This window comes from Trinickia fusca (assembly GCF_003628145.1).
Classification (GTDB): domain Bacteria; phylum Pseudomonadota; class Gammaproteobacteria; order Burkholderiales; family Burkholderiaceae; genus Trinickia; species Trinickia fusca.
On sequence record NZ_RBZV01000006.1, the window covers coordinates 48,569 to 68,369 of the forward strand.

General features: G+C 62.9%; 21 protein-coding genes and 1 pseudogene. All 22 read right to left on the reverse strand.

What is annotated here, in order from left to right; translation table 11 throughout:
- Positions 1–7: 7 nt before the first annotated feature.
- The gene (locus D7S89_RS15765) at positions 8–1,030 is read right to left on the reverse strand and encodes a phage tail protein (RefSeq protein WP_121278653.1); all 1,023 of its coding nucleotides are present in this window, start codon (positions 1,028–1,030) and stop codon (positions 8–10) included.
- Entirely contained in the window at positions 1,027–2,169 is a 1,143-nt protein-coding gene (locus D7S89_RS15770) for a hypothetical protein (protein WP_121278654.1), read from the reverse strand. Before D7S89_RS15770 ends, D7S89_RS15765 begins: the two co-directional genes overlap by 4 nt.
- Positions 2,166–5,306 carry a baseplate J/gp47 family protein gene (locus tag D7S89_RS15775; protein WP_121278655.1) on the reverse strand — a complete coding sequence of 1,047 codons (3,141 nt, stop codon included), beginning with the start codon at positions 5,304–5,306 and terminating at the stop codon, positions 2,166–2,168. Before D7S89_RS15775 ends, D7S89_RS15770 begins: the two co-directional genes overlap by 4 nt.
- A 5-nt stretch (positions 5,307–5,311) precedes the next feature.
- Positions 5,312–5,521, reverse strand: coding sequence for a hypothetical protein (locus tag D7S89_RS15780; protein ID WP_121278656.1), 210 nt, complete (start codon positions 5,519–5,521; stop codon positions 5,312–5,314).
- Between the two features lie 14 nt (positions 5,522–5,535).
- On the reverse strand, positions 5,536–5,964 hold the full coding sequence (locus D7S89_RS15785) for a GPW/gp25 family protein (protein ID WP_245982958.1): 429 nt from the start codon (positions 5,962–5,964) through the stop codon (positions 5,536–5,538).
- 5 nt (positions 5,965–5,969) lie between these two features.
- Positions 5,970–6,383 (reverse strand): PAAR domain-containing protein, encoded by a 414-nt coding sequence (locus D7S89_RS15790; RefSeq protein WP_121278657.1) that lies wholly within the window; start codon positions 6,381–6,383, stop codon positions 5,970–5,972.
- Between the two features lie 16 nt (positions 6,384–6,399).
- The gene (locus D7S89_RS15795; protein WP_121278658.1) at positions 6,400–7,026 is read right to left on the reverse strand and encodes a phage baseplate assembly protein V; all 627 of its coding nucleotides are present in this window, start codon (positions 7,024–7,026) and stop codon (positions 6,400–6,402) included.
- Positions 7,023–8,066: a phage late control D family protein gene (locus D7S89_RS15800; protein ID WP_121278659.1), complete on the reverse strand. Its 1,044-nt coding sequence runs from the start codon at positions 8,064–8,066 to the stop codon at positions 7,023–7,025. The genes D7S89_RS15795 and D7S89_RS15800 overlap by 4 nt, the downstream gene beginning before the upstream one ends.
- The gene (locus tag D7S89_RS15805) at positions 8,059–8,703 is read right to left on the reverse strand and encodes a CIS tube protein (protein WP_121278660.1); all 645 of its coding nucleotides are present in this window, start codon (positions 8,701–8,703) and stop codon (positions 8,059–8,061) included. The genes D7S89_RS15800 and D7S89_RS15805 overlap by 8 nt, the downstream gene beginning before the upstream one ends.
- Complete coding sequence (locus tag D7S89_RS15810; RefSeq protein ID WP_147426672.1) at positions 8,703–9,542, reverse strand: hypothetical protein; 840 nt, start codon at positions 9,540–9,542, stop codon at positions 8,703–8,705. The genes D7S89_RS15805 and D7S89_RS15810 overlap by 1 nt, the downstream gene beginning before the upstream one ends.
- Positions 9,543–9,553: 11 nt before the next feature.
- The gene (locus D7S89_RS15815) at positions 9,554–10,030 is read right to left on the reverse strand and encodes a phage tail protein (protein WP_121278662.1); all 477 of its coding nucleotides are present in this window, start codon (positions 10,028–10,030) and stop codon (positions 9,554–9,556) included.
- 1 nt (position 10,031) lies between these two features.
- Positions 10,032–10,193: pseudogene (locus D7S89_RS28235) on the reverse strand (DUF6760 family protein); the annotation flags it as partial.
- 14 nt (positions 10,194–10,207) lie between these two features.
- Positions 10,208–10,570, reverse strand: a complete 363-nt coding sequence (locus D7S89_RS15820) for a hypothetical protein (RefSeq protein WP_121278663.1) — start codon at positions 10,568–10,570, stop codon at positions 10,208–10,210.
- 12 nt (positions 10,571–10,582) lie between these two features.
- Positions 10,583–11,029 carry a phage tail protein gene (locus D7S89_RS15825; protein ID WP_121278664.1) on the reverse strand — a complete coding sequence of 149 codons (447 nt, stop codon included), beginning with the start codon at positions 11,027–11,029 and terminating at the stop codon, positions 10,583–10,585.
- Between the two features lie 28 nt (positions 11,030–11,057).
- Entirely contained in the window at positions 11,058–12,677 is a 1,620-nt protein-coding gene (locus D7S89_RS15830) for a phage tail sheath family protein (RefSeq protein WP_121278665.1), read from the reverse strand.
- Between the two features lie 17 nt (positions 12,678–12,694).
- A complete protein-coding gene (locus tag D7S89_RS15835; protein ID WP_121278666.1) occupies positions 12,695–13,276 on the reverse strand; it encodes a peptidase associated/transthyretin-like domain-containing protein in 582 nt (193 codons plus the stop codon).
- Entirely contained in the window at positions 13,273–13,884 is a 612-nt protein-coding gene (locus tag D7S89_RS15840) for a Pvc16 family protein (protein WP_121278667.1), read from the reverse strand. Before D7S89_RS15840 ends, D7S89_RS15835 begins: the two co-directional genes overlap by 4 nt.
- Positions 13,884–14,834, reverse strand: coding sequence for a hypothetical protein (locus tag D7S89_RS15845; RefSeq protein WP_121278668.1), 951 nt, complete (start codon positions 14,832–14,834; stop codon positions 13,884–13,886). The genes D7S89_RS15840 and D7S89_RS15845 overlap by 1 nt, the downstream gene beginning before the upstream one ends.
- Before the next feature lie 29 nt (positions 14,835–14,863).
- On the reverse strand, positions 14,864–15,478 hold the full coding sequence (locus D7S89_RS15850; RefSeq protein ID WP_183085219.1) for a hypothetical protein: 615 nt from the start codon (positions 15,476–15,478) through the stop codon (positions 14,864–14,866).
- 11 nt (positions 15,479–15,489) lie between these two features.
- Positions 15,490–15,873 carry a hypothetical protein gene (locus D7S89_RS15855; protein ID WP_121278669.1) on the reverse strand — a complete coding sequence of 128 codons (384 nt, stop codon included), beginning with the start codon at positions 15,871–15,873 and terminating at the stop codon, positions 15,490–15,492.
- Between the two features lie 92 nt (positions 15,874–15,965).
- A complete protein-coding gene (locus D7S89_RS15860) occupies positions 15,966–16,418 on the reverse strand; it encodes a hypothetical protein (RefSeq protein WP_147426673.1) in 453 nt (150 codons plus the stop codon).
- Positions 16,419–16,631: 213 nt separating this feature from the next.
- On the reverse strand, positions 16,632–19,256 hold the full coding sequence (locus tag D7S89_RS15865; RefSeq protein WP_220702161.1) for an eCIS core domain-containing protein: 2,625 nt from the start codon (positions 19,254–19,256) through the stop codon (positions 16,632–16,634).
- Positions 19,257–19,801: the final 545 nt, after the last annotated feature.

The window sequence follows — 19,801 nt, forward strand, 5'->3', positions numbered from 1 at the left end:
TCCCTGGCTAGTTGCTTGTCGATTTGCCGCTCAGCCCGAGCAGCGTGTTGTTGCCGAGCGTGGCGGAACTGCAGAGCGGCGTGTGCGTCACCGGAAGCTGCATGCTCGGCAGGATGCCGATCGTGAAGCGCGTGGCAGCCGGCTTGATGACGGCGAGCAGCTGCTGCAGGTTCTTCTGCAGCGTCAGGATTTCCTGCACGTTGTCTCGCGTCAGGATGAAGTCCGGGTTGGCGGCATTGGGCAGCGTGATCAACACGTCGAAGCGCCACGGGAAATAGCCGGACACCACCGGTTGGCCACTTTGATACTGTTCGTGCAGGATGAACGCGCTGGCGACTTTGTCACTGACGCCGATGCAGGGCGGCGTCGGGTTGCTGACCGTCACCGTCATCGAGCCCGTGATCGGAACGGTGCTCGCCTTTTGGCCACGCTGCGGCGGCTGATACGCAATGCCCGTGATTTGCCTCGGCAGATCGAAGAGCAGATTGATGAGAAAGTTCAAGCCTTGCGGTGTGCCGCGCAGCCGGTAGAGCGCGAGTACTTGCGCGATGACCATGCGCTTCTTGTCGATGCTCCATTGACTGTCCGGCGTCAGGTTCACCCATCCGCCGAGCCAATCGAGCAGGCCGTCGAGCCACGCTTGCGTCGCGCTCTTGGGCGTCGCGCTCGCTTGCGGGCTGCCCGAGAACTTCGTGGTGGGATTCACCGGCACGGGCACGCCGATATAACTGTCGAGATCGGCGAGGATCTGCGTTTCCTTGTCCGGCTCCAAGCCCGAGATCGGCGGAATGAACTCGGTGTTGCTCGGCTCGAACAGGAACGAGAGGCGCGGATAGAAGAGGTTGCCGATGACGCCGGCCGCGAGCAGCGCCTGAATGCCGCGTCGCCCGTTCAGCGCATCGTCGTCGCTCGTCAGGAGCTTCTCGAAGATGTTCAGATAGTTGCCGACGAATGCCGAATCCGGCCCGCTGTAGACAGCCGGCAGGTAGCGCAGATAGCTCGAAGGCTTGGGCGTCGTCGGCGTGCTCATGCGGCTCCGTTCGTGGCGGTGATGTCGAGGCATCGCAACTGCGGCAGCCCCACGTAACGCATCGCGGTGCGGCCGTTCGGCAGCGCCGCGAGCAGCGTATTGGCGCCGAGCTGCGCCATCTCGGCCAGCACGATGGTCGGGACGTACGTGTACTCGAAGCGCTCCAGCGCGGCGACACCCGGCACGCTCAGCACGATATGCATGAGATCGTCGGCGTTGGGCGCCTCCCCGTAGCGCCAGCCTTGACCACCGGGCCCCGCCGCAGGCAACAGGTACCCGTAGAGCGCCGTGACGAGCGCGTCGACTGTGACGGACATCGACGTGTTCGGGCTACACCGTATCGTCATCGTCAGGTCGATCGCGGTCAGTTGCGCAGGCTCCACACGCACCGCACTGCCGGCGATCACGCGTGATTGCAGATAGAAACGCACTTGGCGCAGCAGCGTCGCTTCCTGTTCGCTCTGGTTCTGCGGCTGCAAGAGCAGAAGGCGGCGCATCGTGCCGACGGAATTCGTGACCTGCTGGCGGTTCGGGTACGGCGGGTACTGATATTGCCAAGGTGCGTTGCTGAGGATGTATGCGATGCTGGCTTCCCCGCGCATCTGGGCATCGGCGCGCTGCACGTACAGCGGCTCGGGCACCGGTGTCGACGAAGATGTCTGCTGTTGCTTTTGCCGCTCGTACTGAGCTTCGATCATCGCGTTGGCTTGCATGGCCACTGCCTCGACATTGGCGAGCGTCAAGGCAAGATACGGCTGCTCCAGGTACAGCAGCACCGCGCGCTGCAAGTCGGCCTTGGTCGTCGGCGCGCCTTGCTCGATTTCGGCGAGCACGGCGCGCAGCGCGAGAAAGGCGAAATCGTAGTTCGTCACGGCGGCATCGCTATAGGCCGTCCGGTTGCTGCTGAACGCGAGGCCGAGCACCCAGCGCAGGAAGTTCAGGTCGGTCAGCGTCGGGATCTGGTTGGCCTGATAGTGCAGCGACTCGTCGATCCAGGCGAGCAGCTGGAGTAGCGTGATGCCAGGGTCGGTGGCGTTGTAGTCGGTCCAGAGATTCGTGTACTGCGGGATGCGCCGAATCAGGCCGGCGACGATCTCGTCGTAGGTCGTCGTATCGAGATCGGGCAATTCGAACGTCATGGCGCCGCCTCCGGATAGAGCAGCAGCGACATCTGTCCGGCCACCGGCAATTGCAGCGGCAACAGCGCGACATTGCCGTTTTGCGTGCCGTTCAGCGAAAGCGAGCTCACGGCCTGGACTTGCGGCAGATCGCGCAGGAACCGGCTAACGGTCATCGCCAGAACCGGCTGTCCGAAAGGCCAGCCGTCGCCGCCTGGGCCGCCGAACACCGGCTGAAAGAACGCCTCCAGTTGCGCAACGAGATCTTCCTCGAGCGCGTTGATCCGATCGGGAGCGCAAGCGACGGTCAACTGCGCCGTCACATCGATCGGGACGAAATCGGGGGCGACGGTCGCGACACGCGGCGCGAGCGGCGCAAGGCACCTGGCGCACACGGCATCGCGCACGCGGGTCAGGACCTCGGGCGTCGTGTAGGGAACGGGCACGGTACTCTTCGCGAGCAGGGCGATGCAGATCGTCTGCCCGGGCGTTTCGATGGCGCGTGCTCGAGCAACCTGCTGACTTGCCTCGGCCGCGAGCGCACTGAAGTCGCCGATATCGACGGCATAGCCGTTCGACTTCACGAGCGCGGGGCTCGTGACGGCAATGCTCTCGGCCGTATCGCCGCCCACGCCGCCGAGCGCCGGCGCCGGATTCGTCACCGCCTCGATGTTCGTGATGCCGGGCCGCAACAGCGTCAGCCGGCCGGCCCCGACGTTGCCGGCCAGCCCCTGCGTGTAGTCGTAGTACGCGGCGACGATGTTGTTGTAGCCGACCATCGGAATCATGCCGTTGTAACCATCGCCGAAGGTCACGAGGCCGTTCTCGCAATCGAGCGTATAGACGCGGTCGGTCGGGCCGCAGAGCGAGAAGGTGTCGACCTGACGCCATCGTATGCCGATTCCCTCCGAACCCGTAGACGCTTCCGCGAGCGGCACGGCATCGAGCGCCGCGAGCGTATCGGCTTCGAGGGGCACGTTCTCGATCACGCGCAAATCGACGTCGGGCAGGGCAGGCGTGCGGGAGAGCGTGAAGGACTGACTCGGCTGGCCATTGCTGGAGCCGAGCACTTCGTCGTTCACGGTGGTGACGTTGCGGCCCATCACCGTGTTCGGGTAAAGGCCAAGGAGACGGATCGTGCGGTTCACGTGTGCGTTGTCGATGCGGAACCAGTAGCCCGTCTCCGAGTAGAGCGAAGCCGCTCGCATCGTGGCGGGCACGATGAAGCTGACGATGCCGGAACGGGCGAGCCCGTGCGTGCCATCGTCGACGGAAAGCGGCTGCCAGTTCCCGCCATCGTAGTATTGCCAGTCGAGCTTGCCGCCCGGCGCCGCCTCTTCCTGCTGCAGGTAGAAATACAAGGCGATTCGGTTGCCGGGCGCATGGGCACCGAAGCCGTCCGGGGCGAACGCGAAATAAAAGCCGGTCAGGACCGCATCGACGGGCTGGTACGGCAGATAGAGAAAACGGCTCAACTCGAACGCGTTGTAAGTCCAGTAGCGGGTCGGCCGCGCCGCGTAGCTGTAGGCGATTTGCAGCGACCGGATATAGGGCGGATAAAACTGGGCCTCGTTGAAGTGATACGAGAAGTTCACGCCTTCGACGTCGTTCAGGTAGGTGATGACCTGCTGCTTTTGCTCGGGGTGCAGGATCGCGTCGGGAATACCGTCGATCGTCTCGGCCACGCTCGTCGTCACGAAGCCGCCCGACTGGCCGTAGCCGCCCTCGGCGATCATCGCGCGAATCCAGAGCCCCGTGGCACCCGCGATGGTCGTCTCCGCCATGACGGGGCACTCGAACTGAATCCAGGTGGGCCCGTCGGCCGCATTGCCTTGGAGGTTGTGCGTCGTATCGACGAATTGATACCGGCTGGCCTGCGCAAGCGTTTCGTTGAACGACTGCCACCCCTTGCCATCCCAGAACTGCCAGTAGAGGACGACCGGATATTGCACGGCCACGGGCACGAGATCGAACACGAGGGATACGCGTGCGCCCGGCCGCGAGAACACGCTGTCGCTGCGGACGTAGAAGGCGTCGTTCGTTTGCGGGGTTTCCCCGAACGGATAAGCGCCATTCGCGATGTCGAGCAGGACGACGTTGAACGCAGCCTGCTGCGGCTGAATGCCTTCGCCACGCGTGGTGCACTGCAGCCCCGTGATGACGGGCAATTGCTCGACGAGGGAGGACAGCACCTTCACCTGCGGGCTCGGCTTCGAGAGCAACCAGTACGCCGGCGCCTGATCGGAGGCGCCCTCGGTCGGGGCCGTGAAGGCCGCGCCCGGATCTTCCTGTGCGTAGATGGCCTGGACGAGCGAGTCGATCGTCTGCGGCGGCGCAACGGGCATTTGCTGGAACGTGATGTCGAGCTGCCGCGCGTCGTCCGAGGGCGTCAGTTGCACGGCGAGCGGGCGCAGGGCACCGTCGAACCATTGCCCGAAATACTCGCTGTATAGCTGCTTGCCGTAGAGCGTGATTCGCAGGTATTGCAGCGCCGGATCGGGCTTGAAGAGCTCGGCGTCGCCCATCATGAACCAATGGCCGAGTGGCTGCTCCGACGGGTCCACCATCCCGTCGGCGACGAAGACCGGCACGCTCGCCGTGGCCGGCGCACCAGCCGCTGCCGGCCCCAGCACAGGCATCGCGTCGATGTATTGATCCTGCGCCGGCACGATCGTCATGGCCGCAGCGAGTTGAGCCGGCAGGACGAGCAAGTCGGCCTGCGTCTGGAAGCGGATGTCCTGCGCCGCTTCGTCGAGCACCGCGCTCTGTGCCGGCACGAGCTGCGGCGGCTCGCCCGCCGCGAGCGTGAAGCGAAGCGGCGCCTGCGCGGCGAGCGGCGGCCGCAGCGGTATCGCGAGGAACTGGAAGAACGCTTGCCGCCGCTGATAGGGAATCTGGTTTTCGATGCCGGCCGTGTAGCCGGCCATTTGCGCGAACAGTTTCAGGAGCACGAGGCCCGGGTCCTGATCGATCGCGGCGGCGGCCGCCGCCGGGTCTTGCTCGGCGACGGGCTGGTTCAGCACGGCCGGCCAGTAGGCGGCCCAATCAGGCGTGTAGGTCTGGGCGAGCGTGAGCGCCTGCTGATAGAAGTCGTCAGCGGTGCGGAAGTCGAGGATCGGCTCGGCCGGGTTCGTTCCGGACGGCTGCACGGGTGCCATGTGACTTAAGCGCGAACGCCTTCCCGCGCGGTCGCGGAAGGCACCTCGCGCAGCTCTTCGCGCATTTCCTCGAGTAGCTGGATCGCGCCGCTCAGGCGCAGCAACGTATGCTGCAACTCGCGCTGCTGCGCGTCGAGTCGTTGCAGCTGCATCTGCCCGGCCTCGTAATTGGCCTTGAGTTCGGCAAGCCTCGCGACGAGCATCGCTTCGTTCATCTTCGGTTCCTTGCTTACTTGAGAAAGAAGGGGTAGACGAGGTTGTCCGGCTGATTGCGCTCGCGGATGACGTAGTCGACCGTGACGACGAGACACTGCCGCTCCCGAGGCGCAATCGCAGCGCCGACGGTGATGAGCTGGATGCGCGGCTCCCAACGATTCAGCGCCTGGGTCACATAGAGCTGAGCGAGGCTCACGGCCGTCGCATTGCCGGCAGCGAAGACGAGCTCGTTGATCCGGCAACCGAACTCCGGCAACATCACGCGCTCGCCCGGCGCGGTCTGCAGGATGAGCCGCACGGCCTGGCGGATGTTTTCCGCGTCGGCCGAGAGCAGCACGCGGCCGGCTCGCGCGGTGACGGGAAAGGACCAGCCCTCGCCGAGAAAATCACTCGTATTCGTGAGCCGGCTCGACGCCGAGCCGCTCATTGTCGTCGTCGCCATCGTCGCTATCCGATCGTGACGTTGGCGAGGCCGATCACCTGCACCGTCGGCGGTGGTGCCTGCGGGCCGCCAGGCGGAATGTCGTGGCAGGTTTCGCAGATATCGTTCATGCGCGCCGCGCCACGGCCGTTGATGCGTACCGTCAGGCTGCCGAACACGACGCGCCCGAGGTTGGTCGGCGGTATCTGGAAGGTGCCCGTCGTTGGGATGTGCGGCGGCACGTTCTGGCCCATCGAGCCGACCGTCGCGGCGGGCCGCCCGTTGATGCGCACGTTCAGGCTCGTGTTCATCGTGATGCGGCCGTTGAACGGAAACGGCTGCGGCGTCGGCACCGGGCCGCCCGGGCTCGGCACCAGCACGATATGAATGTCTGCGGCGTTGACGATGCTGTCGCCCTGTTTGGCTGCGGGTTGCCCCATCCCCCCTCCGTTTCGTTCAGTTCAAGTCGATCATCGTGGCCGAAAGCTTCAGGCTCTGGCCGCCTTGCACCTGCATCGCGGCGCCCGACAGCGAGGCCTTGACGCTGCCCGACGTGTTTTGCACGATCACCTGCGCGCCGCGGATCGTGAGCTTGCCCTTCGCCTCGATGTCGAGGTCGCCTTCGCTGCTGATCGAAATCTTGTTGCTCGCGGTGTCGATCTGGATGCGGTTCCGGTGGTTGTCGACGATCACAATGCCGCCTTTGCCCTGTTGCGAATCGTCGAACATGATCGTCTTGCCGCTCTTCGTCTTGATGACGCGCACGTCCTGCTGCTGCGCTTTGTCCACGGGCGGTTTTTGCGCTCCGTTCCAGAGAAAGCCGAGCACATAGGCTCGGCTCGCGTCGCCGTCGGCAAACGCGAGCAGGGCGGAGTCGCCGACTTGCGGCAGAAAGAACGCGCCATAGGCGGGGCCCGCGAAGAAGCTCATCACCTGCAGCCAGTCCGATTCGATCTGCGCCCCCTTCAGGACGAACTTCACCTTGACCCGGCCGAGGCCCGCCGGATCTTCCGTGCCGCTGACGGTGCCGAGCGTCACGCCGAGCGCCAGACTGTCGAGCGAGAAGGCTTCGGCCGGATTCATATCCCGGTCCTCCTGAGCTTGAGTTCGGTACGGTAGCCCTCGTCGAGGTCGAAGCTGTGCGTGCTCGACGTGACGTAATAGATGCCGTTGAAGCGCTGGCTCAGGCCTGTCAGCTTCACGTTCGCGCCGGCGACGAGGTTCGGGTCGCCGAGCACGCTCGTGCTGCCCTCGATGAATTGGCCCAGGTTGCGCTGGTACTGCGCGGCAGAAACCTTCTGCAACGCTTCGGGCGTGCTGATGTTCGGCCGCTCGTAGCGGACCGAAGAATCGGGGAAATTCTGTGTCAGCTCGTAGCCCGTCTCCTTGCCACCCATCTTGTCCTGCGCCGTGCCGGACGAGGTGAGGGCGGTGAGCACCTTGTTCGACGCGACGTCGTAACCGGTCACGGTGACTTGCTTGCCGAGCGTCGGCACGCGCATCGCGAGTTGCACGTCGCTCGCATCGAGCGGGAAGTTGAGCGTTCTTTGCGGGCTCGCGCCCTCGGCGGACGGCCGAAAGACGAGCGTCGTGCCGTCCATCAGCAGTTCGTAATTGATCTGGGCGCAGCGCAGCATCAGGAAGTCGTAGTCGGTCAGATTGTTTTGCAGCACGTAATCGTTGATGACGCCCGTGTTGCCCGAGAGCTTCACCGACAGCCCCGCGTTGCGCGCGACTTCGGCGACGATGGCGCTGTCCGACAGCTTTTGATAGGTCCGCGTCCGCGTGCCGAATTTGAGCCAGTACATCCGGTCGAAGCCGCGAATCGTGGCCGTCGAGTAGGCGGAGAAATGCGGTTCGATCGCCGTGATTTCCCCGTTGACGAGCTGGGTGAGTTCGTCGATGCCGAGAAACACGGCGACTTCGTCGCCCGGCTTGAAGATGTCGAGATTGACGTCCTGCCAGGCGCCCACGGCCGAGACGATGTTCAGCTTGAAGCTGAACATCGTCGGCACGTTGATCTCGTTTTCGACGTCCACGCGCTGGATCGCCGCGATCACCGAGGTCGGCAGCGCCTGCCGGTTCTTCAGGATGCGAAAGCCGCCGGTTTGCACGCTAGACATTGCCGACCTCGTTGAAGGTTTCGCCGTGCGTGTCGATGATGACGAGCGTCCTGCCGACGTCCTCGCGCGTCGGGAAGTCGAGCACGTTGTAGATGCCGTTCGTCTGCGCGATGAGGCGCCATTGATCCGGACTCCCGAGCGTTTTCTGGGCGATCATGTAAAGGCGGTCGTTCTCGCGTACCAGCCAGAGCTGGCGGCAGTTGAATTTGCCCTGGTCGTGCTGGTCCTCCTCGGGCGTCAACACGCGCTTGAACGTCACCGACAGCTCGGCGCGCACGGGGATACCCGAGCGCAGGAACATCGTGAACTTCTGGTCGAGCTTGCTGATCATGCCCGTGAAGAGCGGCCCGGCCCAGGTGAAGACGACGACGGGCGGCTCGCGGCGGTCGGCCGTGCCGACGGTCGGCTGCGTGAGCGCGGCGATCTTGTCGGTCTTCGTGCGCACGTCGATCTGTTGCTCGTAGGTGTCGAAAAAGAGCGAGACGGTCAGGTCGTCGTCCTCGACGCGCTGGAACTGGATGTTCGAGCCTTGCCCGAGCAGCACGACCGTCTTGTTCAACGACAGCTCGGTCGGGTTGTACATGACGGGAATCTGCTCGCCCGTTTTCTGCACGACGATTTTGGCCATTTCGAGCATCAGCGCGCTCCCTTGCGGTAGCGCTCGACGCTCGCACGCACTTCGAGCGTCGCATGGATTTGACGCGCGAGCGATTGCACGAGCTTCGGCGAAAGCAGCGCGTCGGCGACGGCCGTGCGCAGCTGCTGCTGGCTCTGTCGCTGCTGGAGGATTTCTCGAACGACCTTGGTCTGCACGGTATGTTCGATCCGTTCGATCTCGCGCTCGACACTGACTCGACGCGCGTGCGCCGACTGCCGATAAGCGAGCGAGGGCAGGGCGGGAACGTCCGCGCCGTAGCGGCCGAGCTGCACGACGGTCATGCGCACCGGTGCGGCGGCGGCCGAAACCGGGCGCGCGCCCTTGAGCTGCCGGAGCACGCGCCGCGTGGCGCGCCAATCCTCGACGAACGGCCGCATCCACAACGGCTGATCGAGGTTCGTGCCGGTGCCGGCACGCTCCCCGAGCATGGCGATCAGCGTCTGCATGACGTGCTTTTCGGCGGCGCGCGGCACGTCGCGTGGCGAGGCGGATGCTTCGTTGCGCATGCGTGGGATGGCGCGTTGCCGCCTGTCGCGCCGCTCATGCCGCTCGCGTTGCTCAATGCGCAACATGAGACGGTGCATGAACTGCTGCAGCACATGGCGCTGATGAAAATGCAGCGTGACGGAGCGGTGCACATGGAGCGGCGCGGTTGGGCGCACGGCCGACAGGAACGCGAACGGCAATGCGTCGTTGGCTACGGCGCCACCGATGCGCGAGCCGACCAGCGCCAATCCGCGGCCCGCCATGCGCTGCGTGCCGACTGCGCACGACAGCCGCATGCCGGGGCGATCGCCGAGGAGGGCGGGACGAGGCAAGCCCACTCGCATCAAAACGCCCCTCCGTTGGCGCGCTTCCAGATCCCCTCATGGGCGAGCGTGAAGCTCTGCGTGGCAACCAGGTTCTGGCTGGCGTCGAGGCTCGGGCCCACCCACGCGACCGGCCAGGCGTTATAGAAGTTCCAGGTCGAGGTAATGTTGCCCTGGTCGTCGAGCAGATAGATCGAGCCGTTTTGCCGCTTGACCGCGCCGTTCATCGCCGACTGGTACCAGAGCCACATCGAATCGTGCGACGTGATGCCGGCCTTCAAGACGAGATCGGTGTAGGTCACCTGACCAGGCAGCTTGTATTCGACGTCGTTGACGCCGCCCTGGCGTATCGTGAGCACCTCGTTCTTCGATTCCAGCCCCTCGACCGACGTGAACCCGCCGACGAGGAGGCCCTGCACCTCGACGCAGAAGTTGTACGACATGAACGGATTGACCGGCGAACTCGTCCTCGCCGAGCCGCCGCGACCGGCGCGCATATCAGGCTCCCAGGTGAAGGCTCTTCGGCCGCTCGTCGCTGTTCATCGTCTGGTTGATCTTGCTGATCTCGTCGCACCAGCGGCGACGTTCGGCGTGCTCCATGGCGAGAATCTCCCCGTAGGACCAGTGAAAGTGATAGGCGATGAACGCAATCTCTTCGTAGAGCTGATCCGGTACTACAGGGAGGCGAGCTTTCCCGCCGCCAGGGCTCCCGGCAGGGCCACGACGTTGTCGTCGCCGTCGCCGTCGACCTGGTTGATCTCGTTGTACAGGTTCTGCAGATAGGCGAAATCGGCCGTGAAGAGATCCTCGATCACCTTGGTGTTGACCATCTCGAGCGTGCCTAGCTGCACGATCACGCGGGACAGCACGATCACCGGCAGATAGCCCGGGTTGCCCTGCACGCGATGGTCCTTCAGCGGAAGGATTTCGTCGCCGGCCGTGGCGAGGCGCATCCGGCCGCCCCTGTGCAAGGTGCCCTCGGCGTCGCGAAAGCCGATCGGAAGAGTGAATTCGAATTCGGTACTGATGGCGTTCATGGCGGACTCTGGTTAGGACACGCGGTTCATGTATTCGATCGTCAACTCAAATGTTTCGACCATCACGTCGCTCGTGCTCGCATTGAGCCCGGTGCTCTCGTACTTGCTCGGCCACGCGTTGATGACGTTCCAGCGCGCTTTCGCCGCGCCGCTCGGGTCGAGCAGGATCAGCGAGACGTTCTTCTGCGCTCCCTTGGCTGTCGAGCCTTGCTGAGAGACGAACAGGTACCAGTTGTAGAGATCCATCGAATCGGTCAGGCCTTTCTTGAGCGTGAGCTTGCCGTAGCTCGTCAGGCCCGAGAACGAGCGTTTGTAGACCGGGTCGGTGCCTTCCCTGTATTCGACGGTTTCGACGGTACTGTCCGGTATCGTCGCCTCGGAAAACGACGCCACCTGAATGCCGGCGATCTCCACCTGAAAGCGAAAGCCGCGGTACGGGTTGGTAAGCTGTGTCGCCATGGTCTCGTTCCCTGTTCAAGCGCGGCAGTCAGGAGCCGGAATCCGGGCCGGCGACTTTCTGCGTCAGGCGGATGATGACGAACTCGGCCGGATACACGGGGGCCAGCCCCACGTCGATGTAGAGTTGCCCGAGCGCGCGCGTCTCGGGCGGGTTGTTCGAGGCGTCGCAGGTCACGAAGAATGCCTCCGCCGCCGTCGAGCCGAACAGCCCGCCCGCCTGCCAAAGCGTGGTCAGAAAGGCCGTGATGTCACGCGTCACCGCGGCCCACGTCTGCTGATCGTTCGGCTCGAACACCACCCATTGGAGACTCTGCTTGAGGCTCTGCTCGACGTAGATGAACAGGCGCCGCACGCTCACGTAGGTCCATTCGCTGCCCTGCGCGGCCAGCGTGCGCGCGCCCCAGATGACGTTGCCGTAGCCGATGAAGTTGCGGATCGCGTTGATGCCGTCGGGATTGAGTATGTCCTGGTCCGCGTCGGAGAGGGGAGTCTGCACCGCCACGACCGAGGCCAGCATTCCATCGTTGACGCCGGCCGGCGATTTCCAGACGCCGACGTTCGAATCCGTATAGGCGTAGCGGCCCAGCGACGGGCCGGACGGCGGGATCGGCACGTTCGTGCCCGTGATCGGATTGTTGATCCAGACCCAGGGGTAATAGAGCGCGCCATAGGTCGAGGTGATCGCCGGCGCGGGCGTGCTGCCGCTGTTGGCCGACCCGCCGTCCTTGAAAGTCGTCACTTCCTGAACGGTCTGATTGAACGGCGGATCGCAGACATAGAAGAGATTGCGCATCGGCACACTGGCGCAGAAGAGCAGGGCGCTATTGATAGCCGTCGCCTGCAGCAACGGGCTCAGCGTGCCGTTCGTATCGGTGATGTTGACGGTGTCGGGCATCGCGAGCAGGCTGATGCCCTGCACGGTGAGGAGCGTCTTGGTAGCGGCGTCGAAATTCCAGGTCACCGACGTGCCGCTCGTGAGCGACACGGCGGCGTTCGGCGGCCGCGAATTGGCGTTCTGGGGTACCGAGCAGCGCACGAACATCGAATTCGTGTTGATCGCCGACGGCAGGGCCGTGCTCATGTTCGACGCGGTGTAGCCGTTGAAACTTTCGAGCACGTAGTACGCCTTGCCGTTGATCTGCTGCGGCTGCAAGTTGTTTTGCAAGATGTAGGCTTGCAGCGTCGCGACGGTCGAGGTGGAGTTGACCCCGCTGAGCTTCGCCGGATCGACGACGACACTCAGATTGAAGACTTGCGAGACTTCGTTGTCAGGGCCGCTCGCGTTGCTGATCGTGAAGGCGAGCGTGTTGCCCCACGTGCCGGGCGTCACGGCGGTGATCGTGATCGAGCCGGATGTGGCCGTGGCGGCCTTGCCGTTCGTGTTCGAAGGCGCAACGTTCACGACGTAGCAGACCATGCCGCCTTCGCTGAAGAATTCGTACACGGCCCACGACGCCATGCCGTTCCAGACCAAAGCGCCGAACTGCCGCACATAGGCGTTCCAGCTCGTGATGAGCGTCGGCAGCTGGGTGGGGCCGAATTCGGTGACCCCGATGAACACCGCCGTCGAGGTCGACGCGCCCTGGATGGTGCGAGCGCTCGGCACTTCCTCGATGTAGATGCCGGGATGCTTGTAGGTGGTCGCCAAGGTCGTGTCCCCAACGGTTAGTCCAAGTCCAATTCGATATTGACGAGCTGCGTGGTTCCTGCTTCCAGCACGAGCTGCGTTTGCGCGGTCGCGTAGTCGGTCTTGCTGAACGTCAACGTCACCTCCGTGCGTGGCGCGAGCCTGCCGCGTGGCGCGAGCGCATAGCGTCCGTTGTACTGCCCGAAATCGGAGGTCCGCGTCGTAGCCTGGCGAGGATCACCACGCCAGTTTTGATAGCTCGCCTGAACCGTCACCCCGGCCAGCGGCGCGTGCGTCGCGGCCGACACCACTTGTCCTCGAATCAGCGTGGTGCCTGCGGGGAACGGATACAGCGGGCTCGGTTCGAGCACGCAAGGCACGATCGCTTCGGCGAGCGGCAGGGAGAGCGGCACCTTGAAATCGACCTCCCGAGGAAAAAACGGCAGCGCGATCGTCGTGAGCCGGTAGTCGCCGTCAGCGAGCTCGCTGAACGCGTAAAAGCCTTGCGGTTTCGCCTGAGGCCGGTACGGCTCCTGATTGAGAAGAAAGCGCGGATGGACGTCCTCCGCGGGCGCCTGGCTGAATCCGTCGATCAGTTGCACGACCGCACAAAGCCTCATGGCATGTCCCGATAGGTGGAGTGCGTTTGCGTAATCATGTCGGTTCGCATGGCAAACGCCGCCGGAATGCGCACGGGCGACACCGTGTACAGCTTCGTCAGCTTGTACGTCTTGTTCGGGAAGCCGGCCCAGATGTTGCGCAACCGCTCGCTCGTGTCGTACTCCGGCACGATCTGGATTGCGTCGTTGCCGCTTGTCTTGAGTACGGGGCTCAGCCATTCACCCGAGATGGCGCCCACGTCGTGAAAGAGCTGGATCAGCTTGTCCACGAGCACGAGCTCCAGCTCGGCGGATCGCGCATACGGCACCATCAGATAGATCAGATCGACCACGAGAGGCGGCGGCACGACGACTAGCGCGGTGCCCTCTAGATGGGTGGCCGCGCGACGCGTCAGGGCGGGTGGCGAATTGCGCAGATACGGGTTGATTTCGGTCTGGTAAAGATAGAGCGAGAGCTTCGTTTCGTCCTGACTCTCTATCTCGCCCGGCGAATCGAACACGACGGCCGACTCCGGCTCGAGCTCGGGGATGTGATGCCGGATCATCCGGCGCAGCGACTCGCTGACCGCGCGCAGGACCTGGCCGCCGTCGATGTCGGGTTGACTCATCAGAGCGTGAACACGGTGTCGGTTTGACTGACGATCTGCGGCTGCCGGTTGTTGACCTGCGCCAGCACGGAAATGTCGCTGTTGCAGGTCGTTCTCAGATAGATGTAGTTCAGATCGTGCGGCACCCAGGTGATATAGGCGTTCAGAAAGAACTCGAGTGTTTGCGACCCATTGATGCTCGCACCGCTCCCGGATGGCTGCGACGTGACGAAAGACAGGGTATCCACGCCATAGGAAACCAAGGTGAGCGGGATCTGCCCTTGCTGACTCGCGAGCGTGACGCCGTTCGATTCGGCGAAGTCCGGGCCGAGCGACCAGTTGACCTTGCCGAGCCCCCGCTTCGCGCTGACGATCACGTCGATCTGGTTGCCCGGCCGCGCGCCCTTGACCGTGAAGCTGACGGGACGATAGTTGAGTTCGTGCTCGTTGAGCACGGCGCTGATGCGGCCGTTGCGCCACTGCACGGCGCCTTGCGAGCCGATCGTCGCCAGCACGACGGCCTCGTTGTTGAGCGTGCAATAGCCTTGCACGTAGTCGACACCGGGGCGTACGCGCAGGAACAGCGTCAGCGTGAACGAATAGCCGGCCTGCGTGCTCGTTTGAACGGCGGAGCCGGTGCGGATCGTCATCACGGCATTGTTGAATTCGATTTGCCGAATGCATGAATCGCCCGTGGTGCTCGATGGCGTGACGTTGTACGAGAAGCCCACGCTGTCGCCCGAGCGTGCGCCTAGCGACCACGAGACACCAACCGTCGTGAAGGTGAAGTTGAGGTTGCTGTTCGCCGCCACGTTCGCGAATTGCAGGGTGACCGGAAGCAGCTTCCAGATCTCGGTCTCGCCGCCCACTTGTGCGCCAACTTGTGCGCCCGAGTTTGACGCGGCAACGGGGTTCGGCAATGCGGCTGGCGCGGCGGGGCCTTCCTGCGCCGAAGGCGATTCGGTAGTCATCTGCGTCCCTTTGAGGGTGGGCGATCGGGTCAGCCGAGCTCGATCGCGAACGAGCTCATCCCGATCACCGTGCTGCGATCGTTGTTCGATTCCAACGTGACGCTTGCGCCTGGCGGCAGATCGACGCGACCGCGGACACTAGGTTGGTCGGTGCGCAGGTAGAGGGAGACTTGAATCTCTTGCGCATCGTTGTACGTCTGGAAATACATTTCGCGCGCATTGATGAGGAAATTGCTCACGTAGAGCACCGGGTCGATCCGGCTCGCGACGGAGAGCCCCACGAGATGGTCTCCCTCGCTGCCGTCGCTCCACATCGCCTCCTGGTCGGCCTGCAAGGTCAGGAACGCCTTGCTGTTGGCGCGCAGGTTGGCGAACGTGAGCGTCAGAGGCTTGAGCGTCCGGACCTCGCGAAAGATCCGCTCATTGAGCGCATGGCTCGCGTTCGCGATCAGATGCGCGTCGAGGAACTGCTGGTCGTCGCTCGAGAGCGCGTCGCGCTCCTTCTTGATGGACTGCATGACCGCCTCGACGTCCACGCCAAGAATTGGCGGCGGCGGCGGGGCATTGGCGGTCACGGGCGATGCCGCAATCTGGGCATCGCCGTTTCTGGCGTCCTTGGCAAAGCGATCGTCCTTGGGTGTCATGCCTGCTCCGATCAGCTCGGAAACGGGATCGAGAAATCGCCGACGGCGATGTTGCCGGAACTGGAGTAACCGATGAATTGGTATCGCAATCTGACCTGGACCCCACTGAACGGGAAATTGCCCGTGAGCGCCGACCCGCCGGGCTTGATCGGCACGACTAGTTTCACGGATTGAGGATTGCCCGACTGATTTTGTCCGGCCAGCATGGAAATCGATTGCGGCTTGACCTCAAGGGAAACGAGCGGCGCGCTGGGCTCCGGGGGGTACGGCGACTGGATCTGAATAGACTGGTTGTGCAACAGGGAAATTAAGTTGTCGCCGGACAAATTCAACTGCGCATTTAACGTGTCGTTCTCGTTGTCGGCCGTGAAAGTGAACGCAATGGTATATTCCATAGCTAGCCTCCGCAGTGCTCTCGGTCGGCCGGATTTCGCCGTTGGCGCGCATCCGGCCACATAAACGTGAAGCAAATATTGGAAACCAGGCGTTATTGCGGATTCCAGTAGAACGGCGTGAAGTTTTGATTGACGACCAAAGGCTGCGCATTGCCGACTTTAGCCGTAATTTGCACACCTGGGTCCGAACGCGAGCGAAGCGAGAACATCTGCGTATTGAGTTGTGCAACCAGATACAGATCCACCGAGAATTGCAGCGCGCTGCCGCCACCACCACTGCTCTGCGTGTTGACTTTCACTTCCCGCGCGTTGGCGTTGAAGCTGGTGAGCGGAAGATTGCCACCGCCGGATAGGCTAACTTGAACGCCGCCAGAGCTTTCGAAATTCGGACCGGTGCTAAACGCGACTTGCGGCGTCTGCTGTTGCAGTTCGATCCAGATCGTCTGGCCAGCCTGAGCATTGGTGACATTGAACGTCACATGTTGATACTTGACATCTTCATTAGCCATGATTGAAAAATCCCTTTCAATGAAACGGTTGAACATTACTCCATCGAGTGGATTCTCATGCTTCACTCACGCCTCAACCTGTCGCCTTATTTTTTTAGCGATTTTGCATGCGGCGCGAGGAGCAGCATGCCGCTGCTGATCAACGATATAAATAGATGATGAGGAATTCAAGTGCTTTTGACCTCACCATGATATTTTAATGTCGAGCATGACAGGTCATTCCAGGTCGGATATCGTGCCCGTCGTTTTTTATTTGTTGCGCATATCCGGGGAGCGTGGGAAAGCTGGACTGAAATGCACACCCGCGAAAAAGACGTAGATCTTGCGAAGGTTCCCCTCGTCGCCTGCGACGGGCGTTACGCCGTAAGCGGTGGAGCCTTGCGAAGCAGGGACCTCATGCACGCTATACAGCGTGAACGACTCGCCCGTTCGCTGGCGCAACAACTCCAGCAAACGCGCGGCCAGCGCCGGATTGTTCAGGTCCAGATAGCCGACCGGAGCGCAAAGCCGTTCCTCGACCAATTGCGTGCGCAATTGCTGGGCTTCGCTTGCGTTCAGTTGCAGTCCCGCAGCCTTGAAGACCGAGATCAGCAGACAGTTGTCGTCGGTACCGTCCGCATATCCGATCATGAACGCCTCGTCGGCGTGGATTCTGCGCGCCTCGGCAAGCACGCTTTCATGCAATTGTTCGGGGCCTATCCGCGCACCTTGGATCGCGACCTGATGCGTGAAAAAGGTCTTTTGTGCCGGATCGACGCCGAAATAGCTGCCGCTGAAACTTCCGGCTCCGCTAAACGGTATGGATAGCGCTTGGCTCAACCGCTGACGCTTTAAGCCCCCCAACATCGTGTTGTGCTTCTTGAAGTAGTTTTGGGATTCCATCTCGAACGCTTCATACCCGCTGCCATGGATGAACCTGCGTCCGTACTCCTCCTGCTCGGCCTTGGTGGCCTTGGGAAATCGATCGCGGATGGTGGCGAGTTTCGTCCCGCTCTTGTCTGAGCGCTCGTTGAACGTGCGATTGATGATGACGTTCGTCAAACCGGTGTGATCCTGCGATGCCTTGCCCCGCAACGCGTCGTGTGCGAGACGAGAGAGGTCTGTGCCGACAGTCAGGTTCTGAAAGTCCGTCAGAAACGAGACGTTGCGCTGAGGATGCCGGTTGTTCTGTGCATCGACGAGCAACTGCGCGAGGGCGTCGGCGCGCACGTCTTCCGCTTCTTCGTTGGTCAGCGGGCGCCCCTGCGCAGTTTGGATCTCTTCGATCATCCTGCTCAACACACCTCCGTAGTACTGCTCAAGTTCATCGGCGGCGTATTGCGCAAGCCGTTTGGCCAAGAGCGTGTATTCGGCGCCGTTGTCTCCGAACTCCAGAGGCTCTCCGGAAACCGGGCTCGGCCGCGCAGCGGCCGTCGCATCGATGAAGAGGTTCGGCTCAGGCGCGTAGGGCAGCAGCGGGTCCAGCCGCGCGTACATATCGCGAAACCGCATGTCCTTCGCGATGGTCTCGGAAAAACCGGCGAGCGCCTGATCTTCGATTTTCTTGCCGATCGCCCCCTTGTCGCTCTCGCTGACACGAGCCATCACGTCCTTGACGAGCTTCTCTTGCGGTTGCGGACGGTAGCCTCCGGCGATCATGAGCGGTCGATCCGGCGGCATCGGCTCGGTATCGTCATCCATCTGCTGCGCGCCGGACCCGATACCGGACAGCGTCTCGTCGAGGACATGGAAGATGTGCCGCCCCTCATCGGTTCCGGCCGCCCTTGAGCCGGTGTCGAAGTCCTGGATGGACACGTAGGGGTGGTAGCCTTGCGACGTGAAGTATCGCGTCAGATCGCGTGTTTCATCGCTGTGCAGGACCTGATTGCGCATGTCCCCGTAAGGGAAGTTGCCGCTGAATGTCGAGCGCACGATGGCGATCGCGAACGGCGTCCCGGCGATCAGTTGTCGCGCTTGGGCGATGGCTTTGTCGAGGTCGCCTTGCGCGGATTCCGGCGCGTTGATCCCGAACACCAAGGCGACACGGGCCACATCGCCGGGACTCAACCCTTCGGTGATCGCTTTGACGACGTCTGGAATCTTCTCCACCTCGCTATACGACAGAATCGCGTTCACGATGTAAGCGAGCTGGCCGAACTTCTCCGACGAGCGTTCCGCGAGCTCGGCGCTCGACGTGTTGTCCGGTTCAGTCTGGAGGAGGGCTTTGAAGGCGTCGAATTGCGCGTTGCCGAATGCTTGAACGACCCCGGGGCTGCATGCAGCCTGGTGCAGATTCTGCGGGATCGGCTGCTGAGCTGATACGCCAGCAGGCAATCGCTGCGCTCGTGTTCCCATGCGCTCAGCGTCTGCCTCCAGCGCCGGGCTCGCATTCAATCCCGTGCGGCCGACGAAGCGCTCGGGTTCGACTTCTCCGCGCTTTTGCTGCACGACGTGCCAGGCCTCGTGCGGCAAATGCCGTTCCTGGCCTGGCCCGAGGTAAATGTCGAGGCCCCGAGTGTAGGCTAGCGCGCGCAACGCAGCGGGCCTCGACGAGCGGTAATGGACGCTGACGTCGTGCATGGCCACGCTGGACAGGCGTTCGATTCCAGCCTTGAGCGGTTCAGGAAGTCCCGTGCCGGGGGATGGAACCGCTGGTGTAGGGGCATCGCCCGGTTCGTGGCTGGAGCCGAGGCTGCCTGGCAATGGGGACGATGGCTCGCGGCGCTGAATGACGCTGCTCGTGTAGCGGCCGCCGCCCATCGCCGTCAATCGACCGACCGCTTCCGGCGCCGCGGTGGTGGGCCGCTCCGGCGCTCGGGCAGCCGCGGCCTCATGAGAGCGCGTTGCGCCGGGGCGGCCGGGCTTCGCCAGAGGAGGGCTGCGATCGGTTGCCACGTCGGGGATGCCCTGTTCTCGTTCGTGGAGCGGGTGGCGAATCGCGTCGGCCGACTACAACCGTTGTTCATTATGCTCGGACGAGGGCGCTGCCGGCTGCTCCGCCGTCAAGCGGAGAATTTACTTTTGGGTAGCCGGTCTATCCAGCTGCCAAGATTGACAGGGCTGGTGCAACGCCTCGGTTTGTTTGGTCAATCTGAGTTACCGATGCCTCACGTTTTCGGTTCGATTGCGCAACCAGCGGTTGCACACAAGAAAATCCGGTCAAAGTGCTCATTGATTTCGAGATTTTTTACGCCCTGAGTCTCATCGCTTTGCTTAGCTTCGAAACCGCCGCGCCCCGTCGGCGGCCTGACCTCATCCCTGGGCGAAAACGAATTGTTCGGGGCCGACTGTTTAATGCCGATTCAGGGCAGTTTTTTACTCCGGGAAATATGCTATTTTCGTTGAGCGCGAGGTGAGGATCGGACATCTGGCCATACTCAGCATAGGCAAGGACGGTTCTGATAAGCGAGAATTAAAAACCTGCATTGCCAATAGCTTCG